The sequence below is a fragment of the Achromobacter sp. SD115 genome, from assembly GCF_017355315.1.
Taxonomy (GTDB): domain Bacteria; phylum Pseudomonadota; class Gammaproteobacteria; order Burkholderiales; family Burkholderiaceae_B; genus Achromobacter; species Achromobacter xylosoxidans_B.
In genome coordinates, this window is sequence record NZ_JADIJM010000006.1 from 304,590 (window position 1) to 326,666 (window position 22,077).

At 65.1% G+C, this 22,077-nt stretch carries 21 protein-coding genes; 13 read left to right on the forward strand and 8 right to left on the reverse strand.

Going from position 1 to position 22,077, the window contains the following annotated elements; translation table 11 throughout:
• Positions 1-4: 4 nt before the first annotated feature.
• Together IPU70_RS11670 and IPU70_RS11675 are read right to left on the reverse strand one after the other, a co-directional pair.
• Entirely contained in the window at positions 5-877 is an 873-nt protein-coding gene (locus IPU70_RS11670; protein WP_207467418.1) for a MurR/RpiR family transcriptional regulator, read from the reverse strand.
• Positions 878-903: 26 nt separating this feature from the next.
• Positions 904-2,235, reverse strand: coding sequence for an aspartate aminotransferase family protein (locus IPU70_RS11675; protein ID WP_207467420.1), 1,332 nt, complete (start codon positions 2,233-2,235; stop codon positions 904-906).
• A 129-nt stretch (positions 2,236-2,364) separates the two neighbouring features.
• Here IPU70_RS11675 and IPU70_RS11680 point away from each other — a divergent pair, with 129 nt between their 5' ends.
• The 13 genes from IPU70_RS11680 (at position 2,365) to IPU70_RS11740 (ending at position 15,724) form a co-directional block, all read left to right on the forward strand.
• Entirely contained in the window at positions 2,365-3,345 is a 981-nt protein-coding gene (locus IPU70_RS11680) for a tripartite tricarboxylate transporter substrate binding protein (RefSeq protein WP_207467422.1), read from the forward strand.
• A gap of 12 nt (positions 3,346-3,357) precedes the next feature.
• On the forward strand, positions 3,358-4,881 hold the full coding sequence (locus tag IPU70_RS11685; protein WP_207467424.1) for a M81 family metallopeptidase: 1,524 nt from the start codon (positions 3,358-3,360) through the stop codon (positions 4,879-4,881).
• Between the two features lie 134 nt (positions 4,882-5,015).
• Positions 5,016-6,299 carry a putative Na+/H+ antiporter gene (locus IPU70_RS11690; RefSeq protein WP_013396900.1) on the forward strand — a complete coding sequence of 428 codons (1,284 nt, stop codon included), beginning with the start codon at positions 5,016-5,018 and terminating at the stop codon, positions 6,297-6,299.
• A 228-nt stretch (positions 6,300-6,527) separates the two neighbouring features.
• Positions 6,528-6,842, forward strand: coding sequence for an FmdB family zinc ribbon protein (locus tag IPU70_RS11695; RefSeq protein ID WP_207467425.1), 315 nt, complete (start codon positions 6,528-6,530; stop codon positions 6,840-6,842).
• Positions 6,843-6,858: 16 nt separating this feature from the next.
• The gene (locus tag IPU70_RS11700) at positions 6,859-7,524 is read left to right on the forward strand and encodes a DUF502 domain-containing protein (protein ID WP_371818914.1); all 666 of its coding nucleotides are present in this window, start codon (positions 6,859-6,861) and stop codon (positions 7,522-7,524) included.
• 41 nt (positions 7,525-7,565) lie between these two features.
• The gene (gene aspS / locus IPU70_RS11705) at positions 7,566-9,353 is read left to right on the forward strand and encodes an aspartate--tRNA ligase (RefSeq protein ID WP_207467429.1); all 1,788 of its coding nucleotides are present in this window, start codon (positions 7,566-7,568) and stop codon (positions 9,351-9,353) included.
• Positions 9,354-9,645: 292 nt separating this feature from the next.
• Complete coding sequence (locus IPU70_RS11710; RefSeq protein ID WP_013396896.1) at positions 9,646-10,512, forward strand: endonuclease/exonuclease/phosphatase family protein; 867 nt, start codon at positions 9,646-9,648, stop codon at positions 10,510-10,512.
• A complete protein-coding gene (gene clsB / locus IPU70_RS11715; protein ID WP_207467431.1) occupies positions 10,509-11,720 on the forward strand; it encodes a cardiolipin synthase ClsB in 1,212 nt (403 codons plus the stop codon). Before IPU70_RS11710 ends, clsB begins: the two co-directional genes overlap by 4 nt.
• Positions 11,721-11,809: 89 nt before the next feature.
• The gene (locus tag IPU70_RS11720) at positions 11,810-12,547 is read left to right on the forward strand and encodes a WbqC family protein (RefSeq protein ID WP_207467433.1); all 738 of its coding nucleotides are present in this window, start codon (positions 11,810-11,812) and stop codon (positions 12,545-12,547) included.
• Positions 12,544-13,485, forward strand: a complete 942-nt coding sequence (locus IPU70_RS11725) for a glycosyltransferase family 2 protein (protein WP_125471200.1) — start codon at positions 12,544-12,546, stop codon at positions 13,483-13,485. The genes IPU70_RS11720 and IPU70_RS11725 overlap by 4 nt, the downstream gene beginning before the upstream one ends.
• The gene (locus tag IPU70_RS11730) at positions 13,451-14,077 is read left to right on the forward strand and encodes a trans-aconitate 2-methyltransferase (RefSeq protein WP_175212976.1); all 627 of its coding nucleotides are present in this window, start codon (positions 13,451-13,453) and stop codon (positions 14,075-14,077) included. The genes IPU70_RS11725 and IPU70_RS11730 overlap by 35 nt, the downstream gene beginning before the upstream one ends.
• A 1-nt stretch (position 14,078) precedes the next feature.
• On the forward strand, positions 14,079-14,741 hold the full coding sequence (locus tag IPU70_RS11735; RefSeq protein WP_207467435.1) for an acetyltransferase: 663 nt from the start codon (positions 14,079-14,081) through the stop codon (positions 14,739-14,741).
• A gap of 2 nt (positions 14,742-14,743) precedes the next feature.
• Positions 14,744-15,724, forward strand: a complete 981-nt coding sequence (locus IPU70_RS11740) for a hypothetical protein (RefSeq protein ID WP_207467436.1) — start codon at positions 14,744-14,746, stop codon at positions 15,722-15,724.
• 1 nt (position 15,725) lies between these two features.
• Here the strand turns inward: IPU70_RS11740 and IPU70_RS11745 are convergent, their stop codons facing one another.
• From IPU70_RS11745 to IPU70_RS11770, 6 genes are all read right to left on the reverse strand, one after another.
• Positions 15,726-17,321 carry a hypothetical protein gene (locus tag IPU70_RS11745; RefSeq protein ID WP_207467438.1) on the reverse strand — a complete coding sequence of 532 codons (1,596 nt, stop codon included), beginning with the start codon at positions 17,319-17,321 and terminating at the stop codon, positions 15,726-15,728.
• A complete protein-coding gene (gene rffA / locus IPU70_RS11750; protein WP_207467440.1) occupies positions 17,321-18,451 on the reverse strand; it encodes a dTDP-4-amino-4,6-dideoxygalactose transaminase in 1,131 nt (376 codons plus the stop codon). The genes IPU70_RS11745 and rffA overlap by 1 nt, the downstream gene beginning before the upstream one ends.
• 25 nt (positions 18,452-18,476) lie before the next feature.
• A complete protein-coding gene (locus IPU70_RS11755; protein WP_125471195.1) occupies positions 18,477-18,854 on the reverse strand; it encodes a hypothetical protein in 378 nt (125 codons plus the stop codon).
• A complete protein-coding gene (gene rfbA / locus IPU70_RS11760; RefSeq protein WP_207467467.1) occupies positions 18,851-19,732 on the reverse strand; it encodes a glucose-1-phosphate thymidylyltransferase RfbA in 882 nt (293 codons plus the stop codon). Before rfbA ends, IPU70_RS11755 begins: the two co-directional genes overlap by 4 nt.
• Before the next feature lie 121 nt (positions 19,733-19,853).
• Positions 19,854-20,726, reverse strand: a complete 873-nt coding sequence (locus tag IPU70_RS11765; RefSeq protein ID WP_207467442.1) for a DMT family transporter — start codon at positions 20,724-20,726, stop codon at positions 19,854-19,856.
• 22 nt (positions 20,727-20,748) lie between these two features.
• Positions 20,749-22,077: MFS transporter (locus IPU70_RS11770; protein ID WP_207467444.1), on the reverse strand; the 1,329-nt coding region annotated here is incomplete at its 5' end.

Consider the following 22,077-nt stretch of genomic DNA (forward strand, 5'->3'; position numbering starts at 1 on the left):
GGCTTTAGCGCTTTTCCGCGTACACGCCGAAGCGCTGCAGCTGCGCTTCGCTGTTGGCGATTTCGCGCAGGCTTTCCTCGCCGCTGTGCGCGACCAGCAGGGCGGCCAGCGTCTGCGCGATGGACAGCGCAGGCACCACCGAGGGAAACAGCGAGGGCGTGTCGTTGGCCACCAGCAGCAGCGCCTTTGCGCCTGGGGCAATCGGCGACACCGCGCTGTCGGTGACCGCCACCACGCCGGCGCCGCGTTCATGCGCGAATTCCACGGCCGTGACTGCCGCCTGCGCATAAGGTGCCTGGCTGAAGGCGATCAGCGCGTCGTCCGGCCCGATGCGGCGCAATTCATCGGCCAAGGTGCCGCCTACGCCGCTGAGCAAGGTGACCTTGTCCAGGAACATGCCGCAGGCATAGCTGAAGTGATAGGCCGCCGGATACAGGCTGCGGAGGCCGATGACGTAGATGCGGCGCGCGCCCGCCAGCAGGCCGTGCGCGGCCTTCAGCGCGGGGAGCGCGGCGGGACCGAGGCTGGTGCCCAGGTTGCGCACTTCGGCATCAAGGATGTCGGCGACCAGTCCCGCGTCGGCGTCGTGCTGCGGGCGCTTGCGCAGGGCGGTGGCGCGGCCGGAAAAGCTGGACCCGCCCGCGGCCAGCCAGTCGCGATAGGGCTGGCGGAACGCCTCGTAGGTGTCGAATCCCAGTTGCCGGGCCAGGCGCAGCATGACGCCCGCCTGCACGCCGGCATGGCCGGCCGCGGCGCGCATCGATTCCAGGGCGATGTCCTTGGGGTGGTCGATCGCATAGCGGGCCGCCTGCCGCAGCTTGGGCGGCAGGGCGGAAAACTGGGCTTCGATCAGTTTGTCGATGGCGGCTTTATCCATCTGCGCTCCGGGTAAGGTGCCCCGTATTATGGCGTATCGTCCGCCAGCGCCAGATCGATGGCGCGGGCCAGCGCGTCCACCGCGAACGCCAGCTCATCAGCCGTGCTGAGGTAGGGCGGCGCCAGCAGCACGTGGTCGCCGAGCTTGCCGTCCACGGTGCCGCCACCCGGATAGCACAGCAGGCCCAGGTCGCGCGCCTGGGCCTTGATGCGTGCATGCAGCCGGCGTTGCGGCGCGAACGCGCGCAGGCTGCCGGGATCCTCGGCCAGCTCCACGCTCCAGAACATGCCGCGGCCGCGGATGTCGGCCACGTGTGGATGCTTTTCCAGGCGCGCCGCCAACATGGCGCCGAACTGCGCGCCCATGTCCGCCACGCGTTCCACCAACTTGTCGCGCAGCACGATGCGCTGCACCGCCAGCGCCGCCGCGCAGGCTACGGGGTGGCCGACGTAGGTATGGCCGTGCTGGAACGCGCCCGAGCCCGCGTTGATGGCCCCGATGACGCGGTCATGCGCCAGCACCGCGCCGATTGGCAGATAGCCGCCACCCAAACCCTTGGCCAGCGTCAGCAGGTCCGGCACTACGCCTTCCTGCTCGAAGGCGTGATAGCTGCCGGTGCGGCCCAGCCCGCACATGACCTCGTCCAGGATCAAGAGCACGCCGTGGCGGTCGCAGACCTGGCGGATCTTGCGGAAGTAGCCGGGCACGGGCGCGACGGTGCCGGCAGTGGCGCCGACCACGGTTTCCGCGATGAAGGCGGACACGGTGTCCGGGCCGAGGCGCAGGATCTCGGCGTCCAGTTCCGCGGCCAGGCGGTCGCTGTACTGCTCGTCCGTTTCGCCGGCCTCGCGGTAATGCAGGGCAAAGCAGGGCGAGACGTGGTGGCTTTCGATCAGCACGGGCTGGTACAGGGCGCGCCGGCCGGCGTTGCCGCCCACTGACAAGGCGGCCAGCGTGTTGCCGTGATAGCTCTGGCGCCGCGCGATGTAGCGGTAGCGTCCCGGTTCGCCGCGTTCAACATGGTATTGGCGCGCCATCTTCAAGGCGGTCTCCACGGCTTCCGAACCGCCCGAAACGAAATAGGCGTTGCCCAGGCCGGCCGGGCTGTTGGCCGCCAGCAACTCAGCCAGTTCTTCAGCCGCCGGCGTGGTGAAGAAGCTGGTGTGCGCGTACTCCAGCGCGTCCAGCTGCGCGACGGCGGCAGCGCGCACTTCGGGGTGCGCATGTCCCAGGCACGAGACCGCCGCGCCGCCCGAGGCGTCGAAGTAGCGCCGGCCCTTCTGGTCGACGATGAAGCAGCCTTCGCCTTTGACGGCGACGGGCAGGGGGCTGGCATTGCGATGGATGATGCGGCTCATGATGGGGTGCGGCGGCTCGTGGTCTGGTTTGTCAAATAAAACACATGGTATATTTATTGTAAAAATAAACCAAACGGTTTTATTGCCGCATTGGCCGTTGCATCGTCATCATTCGCTCAAGGGGGCGTCATGAGGTTTTCCCATCTGTTGCGTGGTTGGACTCTAGGGATCGCGGCGGCTGCCGCGTTGGGCGCGGCCGGGCAAGCCGGTGCCGCCTGGCCGGAACAGCCGGTGCGGCTGGTGGTGCCGTTCGCCGCCGGCGGCACGACCGACTTGCTGGGCCGCCTGATGGCCGAGGGCCTGGGCGCCGAACTCGGCCAATCCGTGGTGGTGGTCAACAAGGCCGGCGCGGGCGGCAGCCTGGGCGCGTCCGAGGTGGCGCACGCGCAGCCGGACGGCTACACCCTGCTGCTGGGCACGCCCGGCACGCAGATCATCAATGCCTACGTCTACAAGAAGATCGGCTACGACCCGGTCAAGGACTTCGCGCCGGTCGCCTACGTGGCGCAGGTGCCCAACGTGGTGCTGACGCATCCCGGGTCCGGCCTGAAGAACATGGACGACTTGCTGCGCACCGCGCGCGCGGAGCCCGGGCGCCTGAACTGGGGCTCGCCGGGCGTGGGCAGTTCGGGCCACCTGGCGCTGGAGATGATCAAGCGCATGGGCAAGGTGGACATCCGCCACGTGCCGTACAAGGGCGCCAGCCAAGCCAACAATGACCTGCTGGGCGGGCAGATCGATCTGTCCGCCGACAACCTGCCCACCGCCTTGCCCTTGATCAAGGCGGGTAAGCTGGTGGCTCTGGGCGTGACTTCGGCCCAGCCGGTGCCCGCCGCGCCGGGCGTGGCAGCCATCGCGCAGTCCGTGCCGGGCTTCGAACTGACCTCCTGGTTCGTGGTGATGGCGCCCTCCGGCACGCCGCAAGCGGTCATCGACAAGCTCAACGCTGCCGCCCAGCGCGTGCTGGATTCGCCCGCCACCCGTGAACGGCTGGCCGCCCTGGCGGCGCAGCCCATCGGCGGCACGCCGCAAGCCTTGGCGCAGCACCTGCAGACGGAGCGCGAGAAGTACCGCGTCCTGATCGAAGGCACTGACATCCGTCCGGAATAAGCGGGGAAACGCATGGGCAAGGGCTCGAAAAAACGGCTGGCGGTGGCGCGCTTCTGGTACGAAGGCAACGCCTTCTGCCCGGTGCCTTGCGTCATGGCGGATTTCGAACGGCGCGAGTGGCGCAAGGGCGGCGATGCCCTGGCTGCCGCCGCTGGCACGGCCACCGAACTGGGGGAAGTCGCCGAGTTCGCCCGCGCGCATCCGGATTGGGAGGTCGTGGCCCTGCGCTGCGCATCCGCCCTGCCTGGCGGGCCGATAGCAGACGCCGTGCACCGCGCCTTTACCGAAGAGGTGCTGGCCGGGCTGGCTGCGGAAGAGGCTGGCTGGGACGCCGTCTACTTGTCGTTGCACGGCGCCGCCATTACCGACCGGCGGCAGACGCCCGACCTGGACTTCGTACGCGCCGTGCGCGCCTTGCTACCTGATGTGCCACTGGGCGCGAGCTTCGACCTGCACGCCAACCTGGCCCCTGAACTGGGCAGCCTGTTGGATTGCGCCAGCGGCTACAAGACCTATCCCCACATAGACATGCGCGAGGCGGCGGGGCGGGTGCTCGACATGTTGCTGCGCGCGCAGGCCGGCACGCTGTCGCCGCGGGTGCTGGTGGCCAAGCCGGATTTGCTGCTGTCCAGCTTCAACATGCGCACCGATGCCGGCCCGATGCGCGAGCTGCAGGATCTTGCCGCCGCCCACGTGGGCGAGGGCGTGGCCGAAGTCTCGGTGTTCGGCGGCTTTCCGTACGCGGATACCGTCGATACCGGCGCATCGGTGCTGGTGGTGGCCGACACGGCCCGTGATGCCGCGGGCGCGCGGGCGCAGGCCGCGGCCGAGACCATGATGGCCGCCATGCGGCGGCTGGCGCCTGCGTTTGCGGTCACCTTGCCGACGCCGCAAGAGGGCCTGGCGCAAGCCGTGGAGGCGGCGCGCGCCGGCGGCCTGGTGGCCGTTACCGATCCAGGCGACAACCCGCTGTCGGGAGGCGTGTGCGACACACCGGAACTGTTCCGTGCCTTGCTGGATGCGCAGATCGATCTGTCTTGCGTGTTCGCCAGCTTCGCGGATCCGGATGCGGTTCGGCGCGCGTACGCAGCGGGTTTGGGCGGCGATTGCGAACTGGACCTGGGCGGCCGCGTGAGCCGCGACTTCGGTCCGCCGGTGCGAGCGGCATTCCGGGTTGAACGCTACACCGACGGCGAATTCAGCAACACCGGGCCGATGGAAACCGGCGTGCGCACGCGTTGCGGCCGCACCGCGCTACTGTCGCTGCGCGACCGGTCCAACGTGCTGGTCATCATCACTGAGCTGGTGGCGCCGGCCAATGATCCGGGCTTCTTCACCTTGCATGGCATCGATCTCGATCAGGTGCGGCTGCTATGCGTGAAGGCTAAAAACCACTTCCGCGCGGCCTTCCTGCCGCTGTGTGCCGCGATCATCGACGTCGACGCGCCCGGACCCGCGGCGCTGGACCTGCGGCTGCTGCCGTTCCGGCATGCTCGCCAGGGCGCAGCCAACGACGCGCAAGACTGGCGGAAATAGCGGGGCGGATCCGCGCGCCTTGGTGTTGACCCTGCGTTACACGGTAAAGGCCTTGCGCTATATTGCGACCCTTGCCCCGCAGGCCCGCCGGGCGGCGTCCGCGCTGCCGTATCCCTCTTCCGGAAGTCGTTTACATGCCCCAGACACTTGAAGTCATCGCCACTCTCCTGTTTGCCGTGGCGGTTCTTCATACCTTCTCGGTTCCCTTCTTCGCGCGGCTCGCGCATCGTGGCGGACCGCATGCGGGCATCTGGCATCTGTTCTCCGAAGTCGAGGCCGTGTTCGGCGTCTGGGCCTTCGTGCTGATCGTGGCGATGGCGGCGCTGTCGGGTCCGTCGCATGCCATCGAGTACATGGACACGCGCAACTTCACCGAGCCGCTGTTCGTCTTCGTGATCATGGTGGTTGCGGCCAGCCGGCCGATACTGGAACTGGTGGGGACCCTGGTGCGACTGGTGGCGCGGGTGCTGCCGCTGCCGCGCGAACTCGCCACCTTCTTCGTCGTGATGTCGCTGGTGCCGCTGGGCGGCTCCTTCATCACCGAACCGGCCGCTATGACGCTGGCTGCCATCCTGTTGCGCGACGCTTACTTCCGCAGCAGCGGGCGCGCGGGCTTCAAGTACCTGACTCTTGGCGTGCTGTTCGTCAACGTCTCCATCGGCGGTGTGCTGACCTCCTATGCCGCGCCGCCCGTGCTGATGGTGGCCTCCACCTTCGGCTGGGACTCGGCCTTCATGGCCCAGCATTTCGGCTGGCGCGCCGCGATCGCGGTCTGCCTGAACGCGGCCCTCCTGACCTTCATCTGCCGCAAGGCGCTGCTGGAGCGCTCGGTGGGCACGGGCGGCGGCGTGGACGCGCCGGAAGGCGGCGATGCGCGCGGACCGGTGCCGCTGCTGGTCATGCTGGTGCACCTGGTCTTCCTGGTCGCCGTGGTGCTCAGCGCGCACCATCCGGCCATCTTCCTGGGCTTGTTGATGATGTTCATCGGCTTTGCCGAGGCCTATAAGCGCTACCAGAGCCGTCTGATGATCAAGGAAGGCCTGATGGTGGGCTTCTTCCTGGCCGGCCTGGTGGTGCTGGGCGGCCTGCAGAAATGGTGGCTGCAGGACCTGCTGGGCGGGCTCGAGCCCTTCGTGCTGTTCTGGGGCGCCACCGCGCTCACCGCCATTACCGACAACGCCGCGCTGACCTACCTGGGTTCGCTGGTCGAAGGCACCAACGAGGCCTGGCGCTACATGCTGGTGGCCGGCGCGGTCACTGGCGGGGGCTTGACGGTGATCGCCAATGCGCCCAACCCGGCCGGCTTCGCCATCCTGAAGAACCACTTCCCGGACGGCAGCATTTCGTCGGGGCGGCTGTTCCTGTCGGCCCTGGCGCCGACCCTGGTGGCGGCCGTCATGTTCCTGCTTCCCGTATAGGGCGGCAGGGCCGGAAAGGCCGCTGGCGGCGCCTTTGAGGCGCCGCCCTGGACGGGCCGCCGGGGACGGACACCGGCCGTTCACGAAAAACCGCTAAAATTCAAGACTTTCCCGTATTTTTTCCGGCCTCGCCCGCCCTCCGCTTCCGTTCGGACTTGATCCGGCCCCGGACATCGTGTCCGGCGATAGCGGCTTTTGATACCCCGGGCCTGCGCCTGGGAGCCCTAGATGCCCATTTACGCTTACAAGTGCAGCGCCTGCGGCCACGCCAAAGACGTCTTGCAGAAGATTTCCGATGCGCCGCTTTCGGTTTGCCCCGAATGCGGCCAAAGCACGTTCTCCAAGCAGGTGACCGCGGCTGGGTTCCAGCTCAAGGGCTCCGGCTGGTATGTCACGGACTTCCGCGGCAACGGCAACGGCGCCAGCCAGGGTGCGGCTGCGGCCAGCACGCCGGCGGCGCCCGCTGAAAGCGCCGCGCCTGCCGCCGCGCCCGCAGCTCCGGCCGCCCCGGCGACGCCTGCCGCCGGTAGCGCCGCCTCCTAGAGCACACGCGATGCGTATGCGCGTCATCAAGAAGTACTTCATCACCGGCCTGCTGATCTGGGTTCCCCTGGTCATCACGGTGTGGGTGCTGGGCTTGCTGGTCGCGACCCTTGAAGGGTTCGTGCCCGGCTTCCTGTCGTCCGAATCGCTGTTCGGCATCGACATTCCCGGCTTCCGCTTCGTTCTGGTCATCGTGGTGGTGCTTCTGACGGGCGTGTTCGCCGCCAACCTGATCGGCCGCACCATGGTGGACCAGTGGGAAAACCTGCTGGGCCGCATACCCCTGGTGCGCTCGATCTACAACTCGGTCAAGCAGGTCAGCGATACCGTGCTTGCGCCCAACGGCCAGGCCTTCCGGCGCGCGGTGCTGGTGCAGTATCCGCGTGCGGGCAGCTGGACCATTGCTTTCGTTACCGGCTCGCCCAGCGGCGAAGTGGCCGACCGGCTGCCCGGCGACCACATCAGCGTGTACGTGCCGACCACGCCGAATCCCACGTCCGGCTTCTTCCTGATGGTCCCGCGCGCTGACGCGATGGATCTTCAGATGAGCGTGGACGCGGCATTGAAGTACATCGTTTCCATGGGCGTAGTCGCGCCGGTTCAGGCGGCGACGCCCGCGGACCGGCCGGCCGCTCCCGTCCCGGCTCCTGGCGTGCAGGACACGCCTCGCGCCGATTCGTAACCCTTACGCTATAACCAAGCACATAAACGGAGTCATCCCGCATGCGTACCTGCTACACCGGCCAGGTTTGCCGTGACCATCTCGGCCAGACCGTCACCCTGTACGGCTGGGTGAACCGCCGCCGCGACCACGGCGGGGTCATCTTCATCGACCTGCGCGACCGCGCGGGCCTGGCGCAGATCGTGTTCGATCCGGACAACGCCGCCTTCGCCACCGCGGAGCGCCTGCGCAATGAATTCTGCATCCGCGTCACCGGCCTGGTGCGCGAGCGTCCGGCGGGCACCGCCAACGCCGAGCTGGCCTCCGGCGAAATCGAAGTGCTCTGCAAGGAAGTCGAGATCCTGAACGCGTCGGTCACCCCGCCGTTCCAGCTGGATGACGACAACCTCTCGGAAACGACGCGCCTCACGCACCGCGTGCTGGACCTGCGCCGTCCGCAGATGCAGCGCAACCTGATGCTGCGCTACCGCGTGTCGATCGAAACGCGCAAGTTCCTGGACCAGTTGGGCTTCATCGACATCGAAACCCCGATGCTGGCCAAGAGCACGCCGGAAGGCGCGCGCGACTACCTGGTGCCGTCGCGCGTGAACGCCGGTCACTTCTTCGCGCTGCCGCAATCGCCGCAGCTGTTCAAGCAGATGCTGATGGTGTCGGGCTTTGACCGCTACTACCAGATCACCAAGTGCTTCCGCGACGAAGACCTGCGCGCCGATCGCCAGCCTGAATTCACCCAGATCGACTGCGAAACCTCGTTCCTGAACGAATTCGAGATCCGTGAAATCTTCGAGAACCTGATCCGCCACGTGTTCAAGGTGGTGCAGGGCGTCGACCTGGCTTCGCCGTTCCCGATCATGCCGTGGACCGAAGCCATGCGTCGCTACGGTTCGGACAAGCCGGACCTGCGCGTGAAGCTCGAATTCACTGACATGACCGACGTCATGCGCGATGTGGACTTCAAGGTGTTTGCCGCCGCCGCCACGGCGCCCGGCAGCCGCGTGGTCGCCTTGCGCGTGCCCGGCGGCGCCGAAATGTCGCGCAGCGAGATCGACGGCTACACCCAGTTCGTCGGCATCTATGGCGCCAAGGGCCTGGCCTACATCAAGGTCAACGAAGTGGCCAAGGGCCGCGAAGGCCTGCAATCGCCCATCGTCAAGAACCTGCATGACGCTGCCCTGGCCGAACTGGTCAAGCGCACCGGCGCGCAAGATGGCGACATCATTTTCTTCGGCGCGGATCGCGAGAAGGTCGTCAACGACGCCATCGGCGCGCTGCGCGTGAAGATCGGTCACAGCGAATTCGGCAAAAAGACGGGCTTGTTCGAAGCCGGTTGGCAGCCGCTGTGGGTGGTCGACTTCCCGATGTTCGAGTACGACGAGGAAGACGGCCGCTACACCGCCGCCCACCACCCCTTCACCAGCCCGAAGGATGGCCACGAAGACTTCCTGGAAACCGATCCCAGCAAGGCGTTCGCCAAGGCCTACGACATGGTGCTGAACGGTTGGGAAATCGGCGGCGGCTCGGTCCGTATCCACCGCGAGGAAGTGCAGAGCAAGGTGTTCCGCGCGCTCAAGATCGGCGCCGAGGAAGCCCGCGAGAAGTTCGGCTACCTGCTGGACGCGCTGCAGTACGGCGCGCCTCCGCATGGTGGCATCGCCTTCGGCCTGGACCGCATCGTCACGATGATGACCGGCGCCGAATCGATCCGCGACGTGATCGCCTTCCCGAAGACCCAGCGCGCCCAGGATCTGCTGACCCAGGCGCCCTCGGAAGTCGACGAGAAGCAACTGCGCGAACTGCACATCCGCTTGCGCAACGTAGAACCGAAGTGACCCCCCCCGAAGCGCCGTAGGCGCTTCCCCCCCAGGGGGGCGCCGCTACGGACCGGCGGAGCCCGGATCCGTGCGGCCCGGCTTGGGGGGCGTTGTTTGCTTGCGGCGTGGGGTGCTCGACTGGGCGCTGGGACCTGTTGCTGCTTGAGGGCGGGGTCAGCGCCGCGGCGGTGGGAACGGTCTTCTGAATTGGAGTAATCTGGCAAACGCCGCCTGATTTTGGCGGTGCTGGCCGGGCTTCTTTTTTTGCGGTGGCCGGCGGTTCCCAAGTTTTGAAAGGCGCCATTTTTCCATGTCGCTCATCCGCGTCGTCAGCTACAACATACACAAGGGCCGCTCGGCATTGGGCCGGCGCGACTCCCTGAACGAATTGCGTCTGGGCCTTTATGGCCTGCGTCCGGATCTGGTCTTCCTGCAAGAGGTCCAGGGCCGCAATGAGCAGAAATCGCTGCTCGATGCCCAGCACGAATCCCTTGCCGCCGCCTTGCGGCTGGATGTGGCCTACGGCCGCAATGCCATCCGCCATGAGACGGACCACGGCAACGCGCTGTTGTCGCGCTTTCCCATTCTTGACCACGAAAACCTGGATATTTCCGACCACCGGCTGGAGCAGCGCGGGTTGTTGCACGCCCGTATCGAGCTGGGCGGGCGTGCCGTGCATTGCTTCGTCGTGCACCTGGGCCTGTTCGCCGGCAGCCGCAGTCGCCAGATCCTGGCGCTGACCGAGCGCATCCGGCGCATGGTGCCGGATGGCGAGCCCATCCTGATCGCGGGCGATTTCAATGATTGGGGCGACCGCCTGGCGCCGCTGTTCGTGCAGCAGCTGGGTCTGTACGAAGTGTTCTCGCATGCCCCGCGCAGCCATGGCGGCGAATTGCCGCGCCTGCGCGATTCGGTCAAGCGCCTGAGCAATGCCCTGCGCGGGCTGCCCAATGGCGGCGTCTCCGTCATGGAACGCACCAACCAGCTCGGCATGGGCGACAGTTCGCGCCTGTTGCTGCCGCCGCCGCGCACCTTCCCCGCGGTGTTCCCGTGGTTCCGCCTGGACCGCATCTACCAGCGCGGCTTCGCCGTGCGCAGCGCCCGCGTGCTGCGCGGCCGCGAATGGGCCAGGCTTTCTGATCATTCCCCCTTGCTGGCCGAGCTGGAACTGCCGTGAGGGCAGAGCAGTCCAAGCTGGACTGGACGCAGGGCAACGACATCCGGTTGCTCCAGAACGGCGCCGACTTTTTTCCCGCGCTGTGCGCGGCCATCGACGCCGCCCAGGTCAGCGTGCACCTGGAAACCTACATCTTCACGCCGGACCGCACCGGCTCCCAGGTGCTGGACTGCCTGGAGGCGGCCGTGCGGCGCGGGGTCAAGGTGCGCGTCGTGCTGGACGGCTTCGGCAGCGCCGAGTTCGTCGATCCCTTGCGCACGCGCCTGACCAACGCAGGCGCTCAATGCCGCATCTTCCGTCCCGAGCCGCGCTGGTTCGCGCGCTACATTCCGTCGCGCAGCCGCCTGCGGCGCCTGCACCGCAAGGTCACGGTGGTGGACGGACGCGTCGCCTTCATCGGCGGCATCAACATCCTTGATGATTACGACGACCAGGACCCGACGGACGGCATTACCGGCCCGCGCTTCGATTTCGCGGTGCAGGTGCAGGGACCGCTGGTCACCGAGGCCGCCTATGCCCAGGAACTGCTATGGGTGCGGCTGAACTGGGCGCGCCTGCGCCGCCATCCGCGCGACTGGAACCGCATGCGCTTGCTCAAGCCGCGCCACGCCGCCGTCGCGCCCTGTGGCGATCTGCGCGCCGCGCTGGTGCTGCGCGACAACCTGCGCTTTCGCCAGACCTTCGAGCGCGCCTATCTGTACGGCATCGCGCACGCGCGCCGCGACATCCTGATCGCCAATGCCTATTTCTTTCCCGGCCGCCAGTTCCGCCGGGCGCTGGCCAAGGCCGCCGCGCGCGGCGTGCGCGTGCGCCTTTTGCTGCAGGGCAAGGTCGAATACCGCATGCAGTACCACGCCACGCGCTCGCTGTACGACCAACTGCTGCGCGACGGGATTGAAATCTACGAATACATGCCCAGCTACCTGCACGCCAAGGTGGCGGTCATCGACAATGTGGCGACGGTGGGCTCATCCAACCTGGACCCTTTCAGCCTGCTGCTGGCGCGCGAAGCCAATGTGGTCGTGGACGACCAGCCCTTCTCCTGGGACCTGCAGGAACGGCTGGAGGCGGCCATCCGGGAGGGCGGGCGCTTCATCCGGCCGCTGGATTACCAGCGCCGGGGGTGGCTGCGGCGCTGGGTCGACGCGGTTTCCTATACGCTGCTGCGCATCGGGGTGGCGTTGACGGGGACTTCGGATAAGTACTGACTGCAGAACTTGGGCGTCCTGCGCATTGTTTTTATGGTCCCGACAATTGAATACAATGATCGGCTGACTCCGGATGGATCTCCATTATTGTGAATAGTGCTCAGAAGCGCGTAGCCATCGTTCAGTCGAATTACATTCCCTGGAAGGGCTATTTCGACATGATGGGCGCCGTGGATACATTCGTTTTCCTGGACGACGTGCAATCGACACGGCGCGATTGGCGCACGCGCAACCGGATCAAGACGGCAAACGGCGAAGCCTGGCTGACGATTCCGGTTCACCACGACAGGGATCTGCGCATCTGCGAGGTAGAAGTGGCCGACAGGAAATGGGCCGCCAAGCATTGGCGCACCCTGGAGCTGGCCTATGCCCGCGCGCCGTTTATGAACGAGCTCAGGCCCTGGCTCGCGGATTTGTATGACCGCGCTGGTAGCCAGGAGAACCTCTCCGCGATCAATCGGATGTTCATCGGCGAGATTTGCGCCTTTCTCGGCATCGACACCGAACTGAAGGCTTCCTATGAAGTCCTACCGTTCGAGGCGCTGGACCGGTTCGATCCGACTACCCGCCTGGCCGAACTGTGCCAGGCGGTGGGCGGCACGCACTACTTGTCCGGCCCCGCTGCCCAAGCCTATCTGGATGAGTCCATTTTCAATGAACGCGGCATTGGGGTGGAATGGATGTCGTATGCCGGGTATCCCGAATATTCTCAACTGCACGGCGAGTTTCGCCATGACGTGACCGTGCTGGACCTGCTTTTCATGAAGGGGCGTGATGCCGCGCGTTTCATTGCCCGTGACGTCGCCGCAGGCAAGGAGATCGCATGAAGCTGTCAGTGGTGGCGACCCTGTATCGCTCCGCTCCGTATATCCGCGAATTCCATCAGCGCGCCAGCGCCGCGGCGCAAGCCCTCACGGATGACTACGAAATCGTGCTGGTCAACGACGGCTCTCCCGACGAATCGCTGGAGATCGCGGAGGCGCTGGTGGCTGAGGATCCCAGAGTGGTGGTGGTGGATTTGTCCCGAAACTTCGGTCACCACAAAGCCATCATGACCGGGTTGACGCATGCCCGTGGCGAACGGGTATTTTTGATCGACGTCGATCTGGAGGAATCCCCCGAATGGCTGGAGAGTTTCGATCAGGCCATGCGCGAGGAAGGCGCCGACGTGGTGTATGGCGTGCAGGCGCGCCGCAAGGGTGGCCTGTTCGAGCGTTGGAGCGGCGTGCTGTACTACAAGGTCTTGAGGTGGCTGACTGGCTTCGCCCTGCCCGAAAACCTGATCACCGCGCGCCTCATGACGCGCCGCTATGTCGATGCGTTGCTGCAATTTCGTGAGCGCGAGGTGTTTTTGGCTGGCCTTTGGTACATCACCGGTTTTCGCCAAATCGCGCGCGTCGTCACCAAGCTCAGTACCAGTCCGACGAGCTATACGTTCAGGCAAAAGTTGTCACTGTTGGTCAATTCAGTGACCTCCGTAAGCAATCGGCCGCTGATCTTCATTTTCTATGTCGGGGCGCTCATATCGGTTGTGGCACTCATTTACGGGGGTTATCTGGTCGCAAACTGGCTGCTGTTCTCCAACCCGCCCAGCGGCTGGACCTCGGTGATGATTTCGATCTGGCTGATGGGAGGCTTGGTGATCTCATTCATCGGGATCATCGGGATCTATCTTTCCAAGATCTTCACCGAAACCAAGCAGCGTCCCTACACTATCGTGAGAAAAATACATGGCCGAACGGAATCGAGACACATTGCTGAATGAGGTCGCCGATTACTATTCGGCGAAGCTCAAGGACCACGGCACCACCGCGAAGGGCGTGGACTGGAGCAGTGCAGACAGCCAGATCCTGCGCTTTGAGCAACTGTTGCGGATCCTGCGGGAGAATGAGGATTTTTCGCTCAACGACCTGGGCTGCGGCTATGGCGCGCTGCTGCACCACCTGCAGTCGAGTTATCCGCGGTTTTCATACATGGGCGTGGACGTCAGCGAGGCGATGATAGAGGCTGCAAGCCGCGATGCGCCTGCGCATGCCGCATTTCATCTGGGTTCGGAGCCTCCGTCCGTGGCAGATTACAGCGTGGCCAGCGGGATCTTCAACGTGCGCCTGAGCCAGTCGGAGTCTGATTGGGCGGCTTATATGCATGCTACGGTGGACGTGTTGGACCGCAGCAGCAGCAAGGGCTTCGCGTTCAATTGCCTCACGTCCTACTCGGATAGCGACAAGATGCGCCCGGACCTGCACTATGCCGATCCCTGCTACTGGTTTGATCTATGCAAGCGCAAGTATTCCCGTAGCGTCGCGCTCCTGCACGACTACGGACTCTATGAGTTCACCCTTCTGGTGAGAAAGTGACATGAAGCCCATCGTGATCTTCGGGGCAGGCGACATCGCCCAACTGGCGCATTTCTATTTCACGCGCGACGGTGGACGCGAAGTGGCCGCCTTCACCGTGGACCCTGGCTATTTGACGACGGACTCGTTCCAGGGCCGGCCGGTGGTAGCGTTTGACCAGGTGGCGCAAGACTATCCTCCGGCGAGCCACGATATGTTCATCGCGCTGAGCTATGCCGGCATCAACCGGCTGAGGCGCGAGAAGTTCCTTGCGGCCAAGGCTTTGGGCTACACGCTGGCAAGTTATGTCAGTTCGCGCTGCACCTACCTCCCCGATGAGCCACCCGGAGAGAATTGCTTCATCCTCGAAGACAATACAGTCCAGCCTTTCGTGAGCATCGGCGACAACGTAACGCTCTGGAGTGGCAACCACATCGGCCATCATTCGACCATCGGCGCCCATACGTTCATTGCGTCGCACGTGGTGGTTTCGGGCGGCGTGCGCATCGGGGAGAGCTGTTTCATTGGCGTGAATGCCACGCTGCGGGATCACATCAGCATTGGCGATCGATGCGTCATCGGAGCCGGGGCCGCGCTGTTTGCGGATGCGGACCCCGAGGGTGTCTACACGGCGGTGGCCGCCGAGCGTTCGCGGGTGCCTAGTTCGCGCCTGAAGAGAATCTGAGCATGGCGACGCATGGCGCCATCGTCTCCGGGCCGGCCGCACAGGTCTGGCGTCCGCTGGGCCAGGTGCTGGGGGCGCCTCTGGCCGTGGATTGGGCTGCAAGCCACGCCAGCTATCCCACGGCGGTGCCCTTGGAGGGCGGCCGGGTGCGGGTCTACTTTTCGCCGCGCGATGCTGGGGGGCGGTCTTGCCTGGCCAGCATCGAATTGTCGATCCAAGGCTCGAGCTGGCAGATCATCGAACCGGCCCGCGGACCGCTGTTGCAGGCAGGTAGCCGGGGCGCCTTCGATGCGGATGGCGTGACGGTAGGCTGCGTCGTGCCGCAGCCCGGTCGCTGGCTTGCGTACTACCTGGGATGGACGTTGGGTTTGCGGGTGCCGTTTACCAACTTTATCGGTCTGGCCGTCTCGCACGATGAGGGTCGCAGCTTCGTCAGGCATTCCATTGCTCCCGTCGTGGGGCGCAGCGAGGCGAATCCCTACAGCTTGGGCTATCCCTGGGTTCTGAAGGAAGGTGCGCAATGGACCATGTGGTTCGGAACCCATCTTGAATGGGGCAAAGAAGGCCTGGAAATGAAGCACGTGGTGAAGTCCGCCAATTCGAGAGACGGGCTAGCATGGCTGTCTTCGCCCGATGTCGAGGTCGGGCTGGCCGGGTCGCTGGACCCCCGGGAGTTCGCGGTTTCGCGGCCCTGCGTGGTCCCCTGGGGGCAGGGGCGGTTGATGTGGTACGCCAAACGCCATCCAGGCTATCGGCTTGGCTTCGCCTACGCGGGACCAGATGGCGTCTGGCGCCGGCACGATGACTGCGTGACCTTCGCGGGCGAGCCCGCAGCCTGGGAGGCGAGCGAGCGGACCTATCCCTGCGTGTTCCGGGTGGGGGACGATTGGTACATGCTGTACAACGGCGATGGCTACGGACGCACGGGCTTTGGCCTGGCCCGCCTGGAAAATCCGCAGGCCCTGCCTGCGATTCCGGCCTGACTCATCTGCACTGTTGCCGCGACAGGGTCAGCGGCCCGAAGTGCTGGACAGCCAAGGCTCGCAGTTGGCCATGGCGACGTTCGGCGCAGTAGGCGGCGAGCCGGGCGATGTACGCGTCATTGGCCAGTATCGGGATGCCTTCGGGGGATTGCAGGCGCTCCGGAAATCCCCGGCCTGTCAACTGCTCGGCGCGAGATACCGCGAAGGGCGCCAAGGTGAAGACGCCCAGCCCGTAAAACCGCTGGCCTTGTGCCGATGGCTGAATGCTCAGCACGCCGTACATGGCTTCAAACGGATAGTTCGCACCCCAGATCGCGACCGTCTCTTGAGGGAAGCCCGCGAGAGCGGTGCGCAATTCCCGCGCTCCGGCGGCCATGGCGCTGGCCTGGGACAGCACGACGCCCAGGTTCAGCGCGCAGGCTGCTCCGATCGCTGCCGTCAGCAACGGCCCCGCGCGTTGCGCGGGTCGGGATGCCAGCAGCGGCGCCATCAGCAGGGTGGCGATCAGTGGATAGTAGACATGCAAGGTGCCGGGGCGTCCGGCCAGCCCCAGGCAGAATACGGCCAGGACGCAAAGCGCCCATGAAATGGCGGCGCGGCGGCTGCGGTATGCGATCGCCAAGAGCGCGGCGAGCGCAAGCAGCGGCACAAAATCGGAATACCAGAGCATTTGCACGCCGAGCAGCGCTTTAACCAGGGAGCCATTCTGGGCCGGTAACGGCCCTAAGTCCCGGAGCATGGCGTTGAGCTTGTCTGGATCCGCAATGTCCGCATCGACGAAGAACCAGTGCTTCAGCAGGTCCAGGTCGTTATGCGTATAACCGTAGCGCGCCAGGATGTCCGGACGCTGCTCCAGACTGTCGAGGGCGCCAAAGTCGGTGAAGGCGGCGCGCGGCAGATTGAGCGCATTGAATGAAGCCCACTCGGCGCCTTCATACGATAGCCTGTCAAACCAGGTTGCGCTGACGAGGATGGTGGCGAGCAGGACCAGCGCAAGCCGGCAGGGCCGGAGACCGGCAAGCGTGCGCCATGGCAGCAGAGGCAAGCCCACGATCAGCACGATGAGCGCTTCGTGGTTGCGTTCGAGAAAGCCGGCGAGGAACAGCGCGCACCCCGCCGCCAAGACTCGCCATGAGCGGTCGCGGGCATATAGGCACCAGCATGCGATGGCTGCCAGGCTGAGCAGACCTGCGTTGATCGTGAACTGCGGAAACAGGGCAGGGCGGACCAGGACAAGCGCGCAGACCAGCAGGCCGATCCAGAAGCTCGTCCCCAGACGCCACAGGGCGTACAGGAGGGTGCCGCTGGCGATGAGCAGCGCGGCCAGGCTTGCGATCGAGTAACCCAGCACGTCATGGACCGTGGGTATGGCTCGAACCAGATAGCCCCAAAGGATGTTGGAGAAGAACAGGTTCGGCGACCCGTGGTCAGCCAAGCCATAGCCATGCGCAACCATCGACATGGCGATATCGTCGTTGGTCATCCAGCGCGGGTCGGCATATTGGTACAGCAATGCCATCATCAGTACCGGGGCCAGCAGGGCTGCTGCCAGGGCCGGAATGCAACGCAGGCGCGCGGCGCCTAGCACGCCTTGCATCAGGCCTCGGCCAAGACGATGCGGATGACACGGTCCTGGTCCGATTCCGAGAGGTCGGCATACATCGGCAGTCGCAGCAGCGCGCGTGTAACGTGGTCAGTGACGGGCAAGGCTCCGCTGGCACGGGCATACTGCTTGCCAGCGGGCGAGTCGTGCAAGGACACGTAGTGGCTGGCCGCCTGGATGCCGGCTTGCGCCAGGGCCCGATGCATGCGCGTCTTTGCCTGCTCGTCGTTGAAGACCAGGTAGTAGATGTGTCCGTTGTGGGTTGCCGCATCAGGGATGAACGGCCGGCGCAGCTTGCCGGCGGCCTCGAGGCCGGCGAAAGCAGCGTGATAGCGCGACCAGGCGGCGACGCGGCGCGCGTTGATGCTGGCGCTGTGTTCAAACTGGGCCAGCAGGAAGGCGGCCGTCAAATCGCTGGGCAGGTACGAGGATCCGAGTTCCTGCCAGGTGTATTTGTCGACTTCGCCGCGCAGAAAGCGCGAGCGGTCCGTGCCTTTTTCGCGCGTCACTTCGGCGCGTTCCCCTTCTTGCTTCGAACGCGTCAGCAAGGCGCCGCCTTCCCCCGCCACGATGTTCTTGGTGCCGTGGAAACTGAGAGTGCCGTAGTCGCCCAGTGTGCCCAGAGCCTGGCCGCGCCAGGTGGAGCCGAAGCCCTGCGCGGCATCTTCAATGATCTTCAGTCCGCGTTCGGCGGCGATGGCGCAGATGGCATCCATGTCGCAGCCCACGCCGGCGTAGTGCACCGGGACGACTGCGCGGGTACGAGGGGTAATGGCGGCCTCGATCCGGCTTTCATCCAGGTTGAGTGTGTCTTCGCGGATGTCTACGAATACCGGCACCGCGCCACGCAGCGCGAACGCGTTGGCAGTGCTGACAAAGGTGAATGAAGGCATGATGACTTCATCACCCGGCCGCAGGCCGCAAAGCAGGGCCGCCATTTCCAGCGCGCCCGTGCAGGAATGCGTCAGCAGCGCCTTGGCCGTGCCCAGGTTCTGTTCGAGCCAGGCATGGCATTGCCGGGTGTATGCGCCGTCGCCGGTCAGATGGCCGCTTTCGATCACCTGGGCAATGTATTGGAGTTCGAGGCCGGTGTTCGGGGGGCGGTTGAAGGGAATGGGTTCCATGGGCGCGGCGGATCGATGCGAGGGATCAGGGGTTCATGTTGCTGACGGTGAGGCCGACCATGATTATGGCGATGCCTGCCATACGCTGCCAGCCAAGGGCTTCGCCGAAAAGAAAATGGGCGCTCACCACGATAACAGGGTATATCAGGCTGGTCAGGGGATAGGCAATGTTCAAGGGCAGCTTCGTGCTCGCCAGCGTCCAGCACACGAAAGAGATGCCGAAGCACATCATCGCGAAGACAGCCAACGGTGACAGCAAGGCATGGACCACGAACATCAGCTTGCCCCACAGATCCGCAGGCAATGCGCCCATGCGGTTTATCTGCATGCGGAAAGCGAGTACAGAGGCCGCGGACGCCAGGATCATGGCGCCTAGCAGCAGGAAGGCGGCAAGTCGGCTCATCGTGTGTCGCGGACCAGTCGGCGCAGGTAGTCGGAATAGGCGTTGTTGCCATAGCCGTCGGCCAAGGCCAGCAGCGCGGCGGTATCGATCCAGTGCTGGCGCCAGGCGATCTCTTCCGGACAGGCGATTTTCATGCCTTGCCGACGTTCGACTGTTGCCACCAGGTTTGCGGCATCGAGCAGCCCGTCGGCGGTGCCGGTGTCCAGCCAGGCGAAGCCGCGGCCGAGCCGTTCGACATAGAGCTCGTCCAGTTCAAGGTAGATCCGGTTCAGGTCGGTGATCTCGATCTCGCCGCGTTGCGAAGGCTTGAGCGAACGGGCGAACTCGATGACCCGATTGTCGTAGAAGTACAGCCCCGTCACGGCATGGTTCGATTTCGGAACGGCGGGCTTTTCCTCGATGCTGATGGCCTTGTCGTTCTTGTCGAATTCGACCACCCCGAAAGGCCGGGGGTCCAGCACGTCGTAACTGAACACCGTTGCACCTTGCGTGCGCCGGTTCGCGTGGCTGAGCGCGGTCGACAAACCGACCCCATAGAAGATGTTGTCGCCCAGGATCAGCGAGACCTCGTCGTTGCCGATGAATTCTTCTCCAATCAGAAAGGCATCGGCCAGTCCACGGGGATGGTCCTGTTCCGCGTAGGAAAGATTCATGCCGATGGGCGAGCCGTCGCCCAGCAGCTCGCGAAAGCGCGGCAGGTCCTCGGGCGTGGAGATGATGAGCACGTCCCTGATGCCCGCCAGCATGAGCACGGACAAGGGGTAATACACCATGGGTTTGTCGAACACCGGCAACAGTTGCTTGCTGATGCTGCGCGTTATCGGATAGAGACGGGTGCCTCTGCCGCCTGCGAGAATAATGCCCTTCCGCACGGTTATGCTCCTGGTTGCAATGCGTTAGCCGGCATGGAGTCGGGAGAAAGCCGCGAGTGTTCGGAGGCGCCGGTCAAAGCGCAAAATTTTACCCTGATAAGGTACCCGGCGGGGCGCGCATCGCCTCCTAGCGGCCGGGGCGAGGCACCAGCCCCAACGCCAGGGCAGTGCCTGCGAGAATGATGGCGGCGCCAGCGAGGATTGAGGGCGTCAACGCTTCTCCGAGGAACCAGACACCCCACAATAGCCCAAAAATGGGGACAAGAAAGGTAACGCTGACGGCACCGGTCGGCCCTACATTGGCGATCAGGCGAAAAAATATGATGTAGGCCATTCCCGTACAGACGACGGCCAGCACGGCGATTGCCTGCCAGGCTCGAAGGGAGACGGGCTGCTCGGGCCAAGCCAGGATGGCCAGAGGCAACAGCAGCAGGGATGCCGCCAACATGCTGCCGGTCGCGTTCACCAACGCGTCCACTCCGGTCAGATAACGTTTGGTCCAATTGGCGGCTACGCCGTAGAAGACTGGCGCGGAAATCGCGGCTAATACGGGTAGTCCGGAACCGCCGTCGCTGAAATCAAGTTTGTCCCATACCAGCACCACGATGCCCCCCACGCTGATAAGCAAGCCGAGAGCGCGCATGCGAGGCAGCCGGTCTTTCAGCCAGAGCCAGCCTATCACGGCGCCCCAGACAGGGGTTACGGCATTGGCGACGGACAGGAAGCCGGCGCCTAGGGATTGTGCGGCGTATGCAAACAGCAGGAAGGGCAGGGCCGCGTTGAACGCGCCTACGACCAGGATTGCCCGCCAATGACGCGCTATCAGGGGCAGCTTGCCGCGCCATATGGCGGCAGGCAACAGGAAAAGGGCAGCAAGGCCCACCCGCAGCTCGATCAGCGCAATCGGCCCGAACTCGGGCACGGCTACGCGCATGAATAGAAAGGAGCCGCCCCAGACGGCCGCCAGCAGAAGCAGGTCCAACAGGTCGCGGTGACGCATGCTTGATTGTTCCGGTGAAGTGCTATTTCCGCGAACTGGCCAGGTTCCTCATTTTGATGCGATGGGCCAGCAGGGCACAGGTCAGCGACAGGACGATACACAGCACCAGACCCGCGCGCACTCCGTTTAGTACCGTGCTATGGGAAATGATGATGCCGACCACGGCCGTTCCCAGCGCGCTGCCGATGGCGCGCGTGGTCTGGACCAGCGCCGACGCCACGCCCACGTCGCGCCGCTCACTCAGCATCTGCATGAACAAGGTCAAGTTCGGCAGCAGGAAGCCCAGCGCACAGCCGTTGACGAAAAAGGCGGCCAGGATCCACCAGGCAGAGGTACCCGGCGAGATCAGCAGCACCATCAGCGAACCCGCCGCCAGCAGGCAGCCGCCGAACACCATCAGGCGCTGCGGTTCGGTCTGCTTGGGGAACAGTCGGCCGTTGATGATGCTGCCGACCGAAATCGCGGCGACCAGGGGCGTGAGCAGCAGCCCGGCCTCGCTGGGGGTGTAGTTCAGCACCTGCTGCAGCAGCAGCGGGCTGTAGAAGATCAGCACGAACATGACCGCGCCCACCATCATGGCCGCCAGGTTCAGCAGCCGCGATTCCGCGCCGCCCAGCACGCGCAGCGGAAAGATGGGGGAGCTTACGCGCCGTTCCGTGGGAATCAGGATGGCGATGGCCGCCACGCCCACCACGGCCAGTGCCAATCCCAGCATGGGGTGGGCATGGTCGCCGCTGGCAAATGCCAGCTCCAGCGCGGCCAGCGGCGCGCCCACCGCCAGCACCAGCAGGATGGCGCCCAGCCAGTCGATCTTGCGGCTGCCGTCGTGGATCGGGCGGATGCGGGGAAAGTAACGGGCCAGCAGGAAAAACGCGCCCGCGGCCGCGATCGGCGCGATGAAGAAGGCCGCGCGCCAGCCCAGCGCCTGCGTCGCCGCTCCACCCAGGACCGGGCCGATGCCGCTGGCCATGGCGAACGCCGCTGATACCAGCGCCATCCAGCGCACTCGCTGCTTGGCATCGGGGAACAGGTCCGCCGGCGCGGCGAACGCGGTTGCGATCATCATCCCGCCGCCTATGCCCTGCAGCGACCGGAAAATGATCAGCTGGGTCATGGTCTGCGACAGGCCACAGGCGATGGAGCCCAGTGCCACGATCAGCACCGATAGCAGCATCAGGGGCTTGCGGCCGAACATGTCGCCCAGGCGACCGAAAATCATGATGGATGCGGCGGTGGCCAGCAGGTAGCCCGTTCCGACCCAGGCGTATAGCGCCATGCCGTTCAGCGCTTCGGCCACGCGCGGCAGGGTGGTGCTGATGATGGTGGAATCCAGCGCGGCCAGGACGACTGT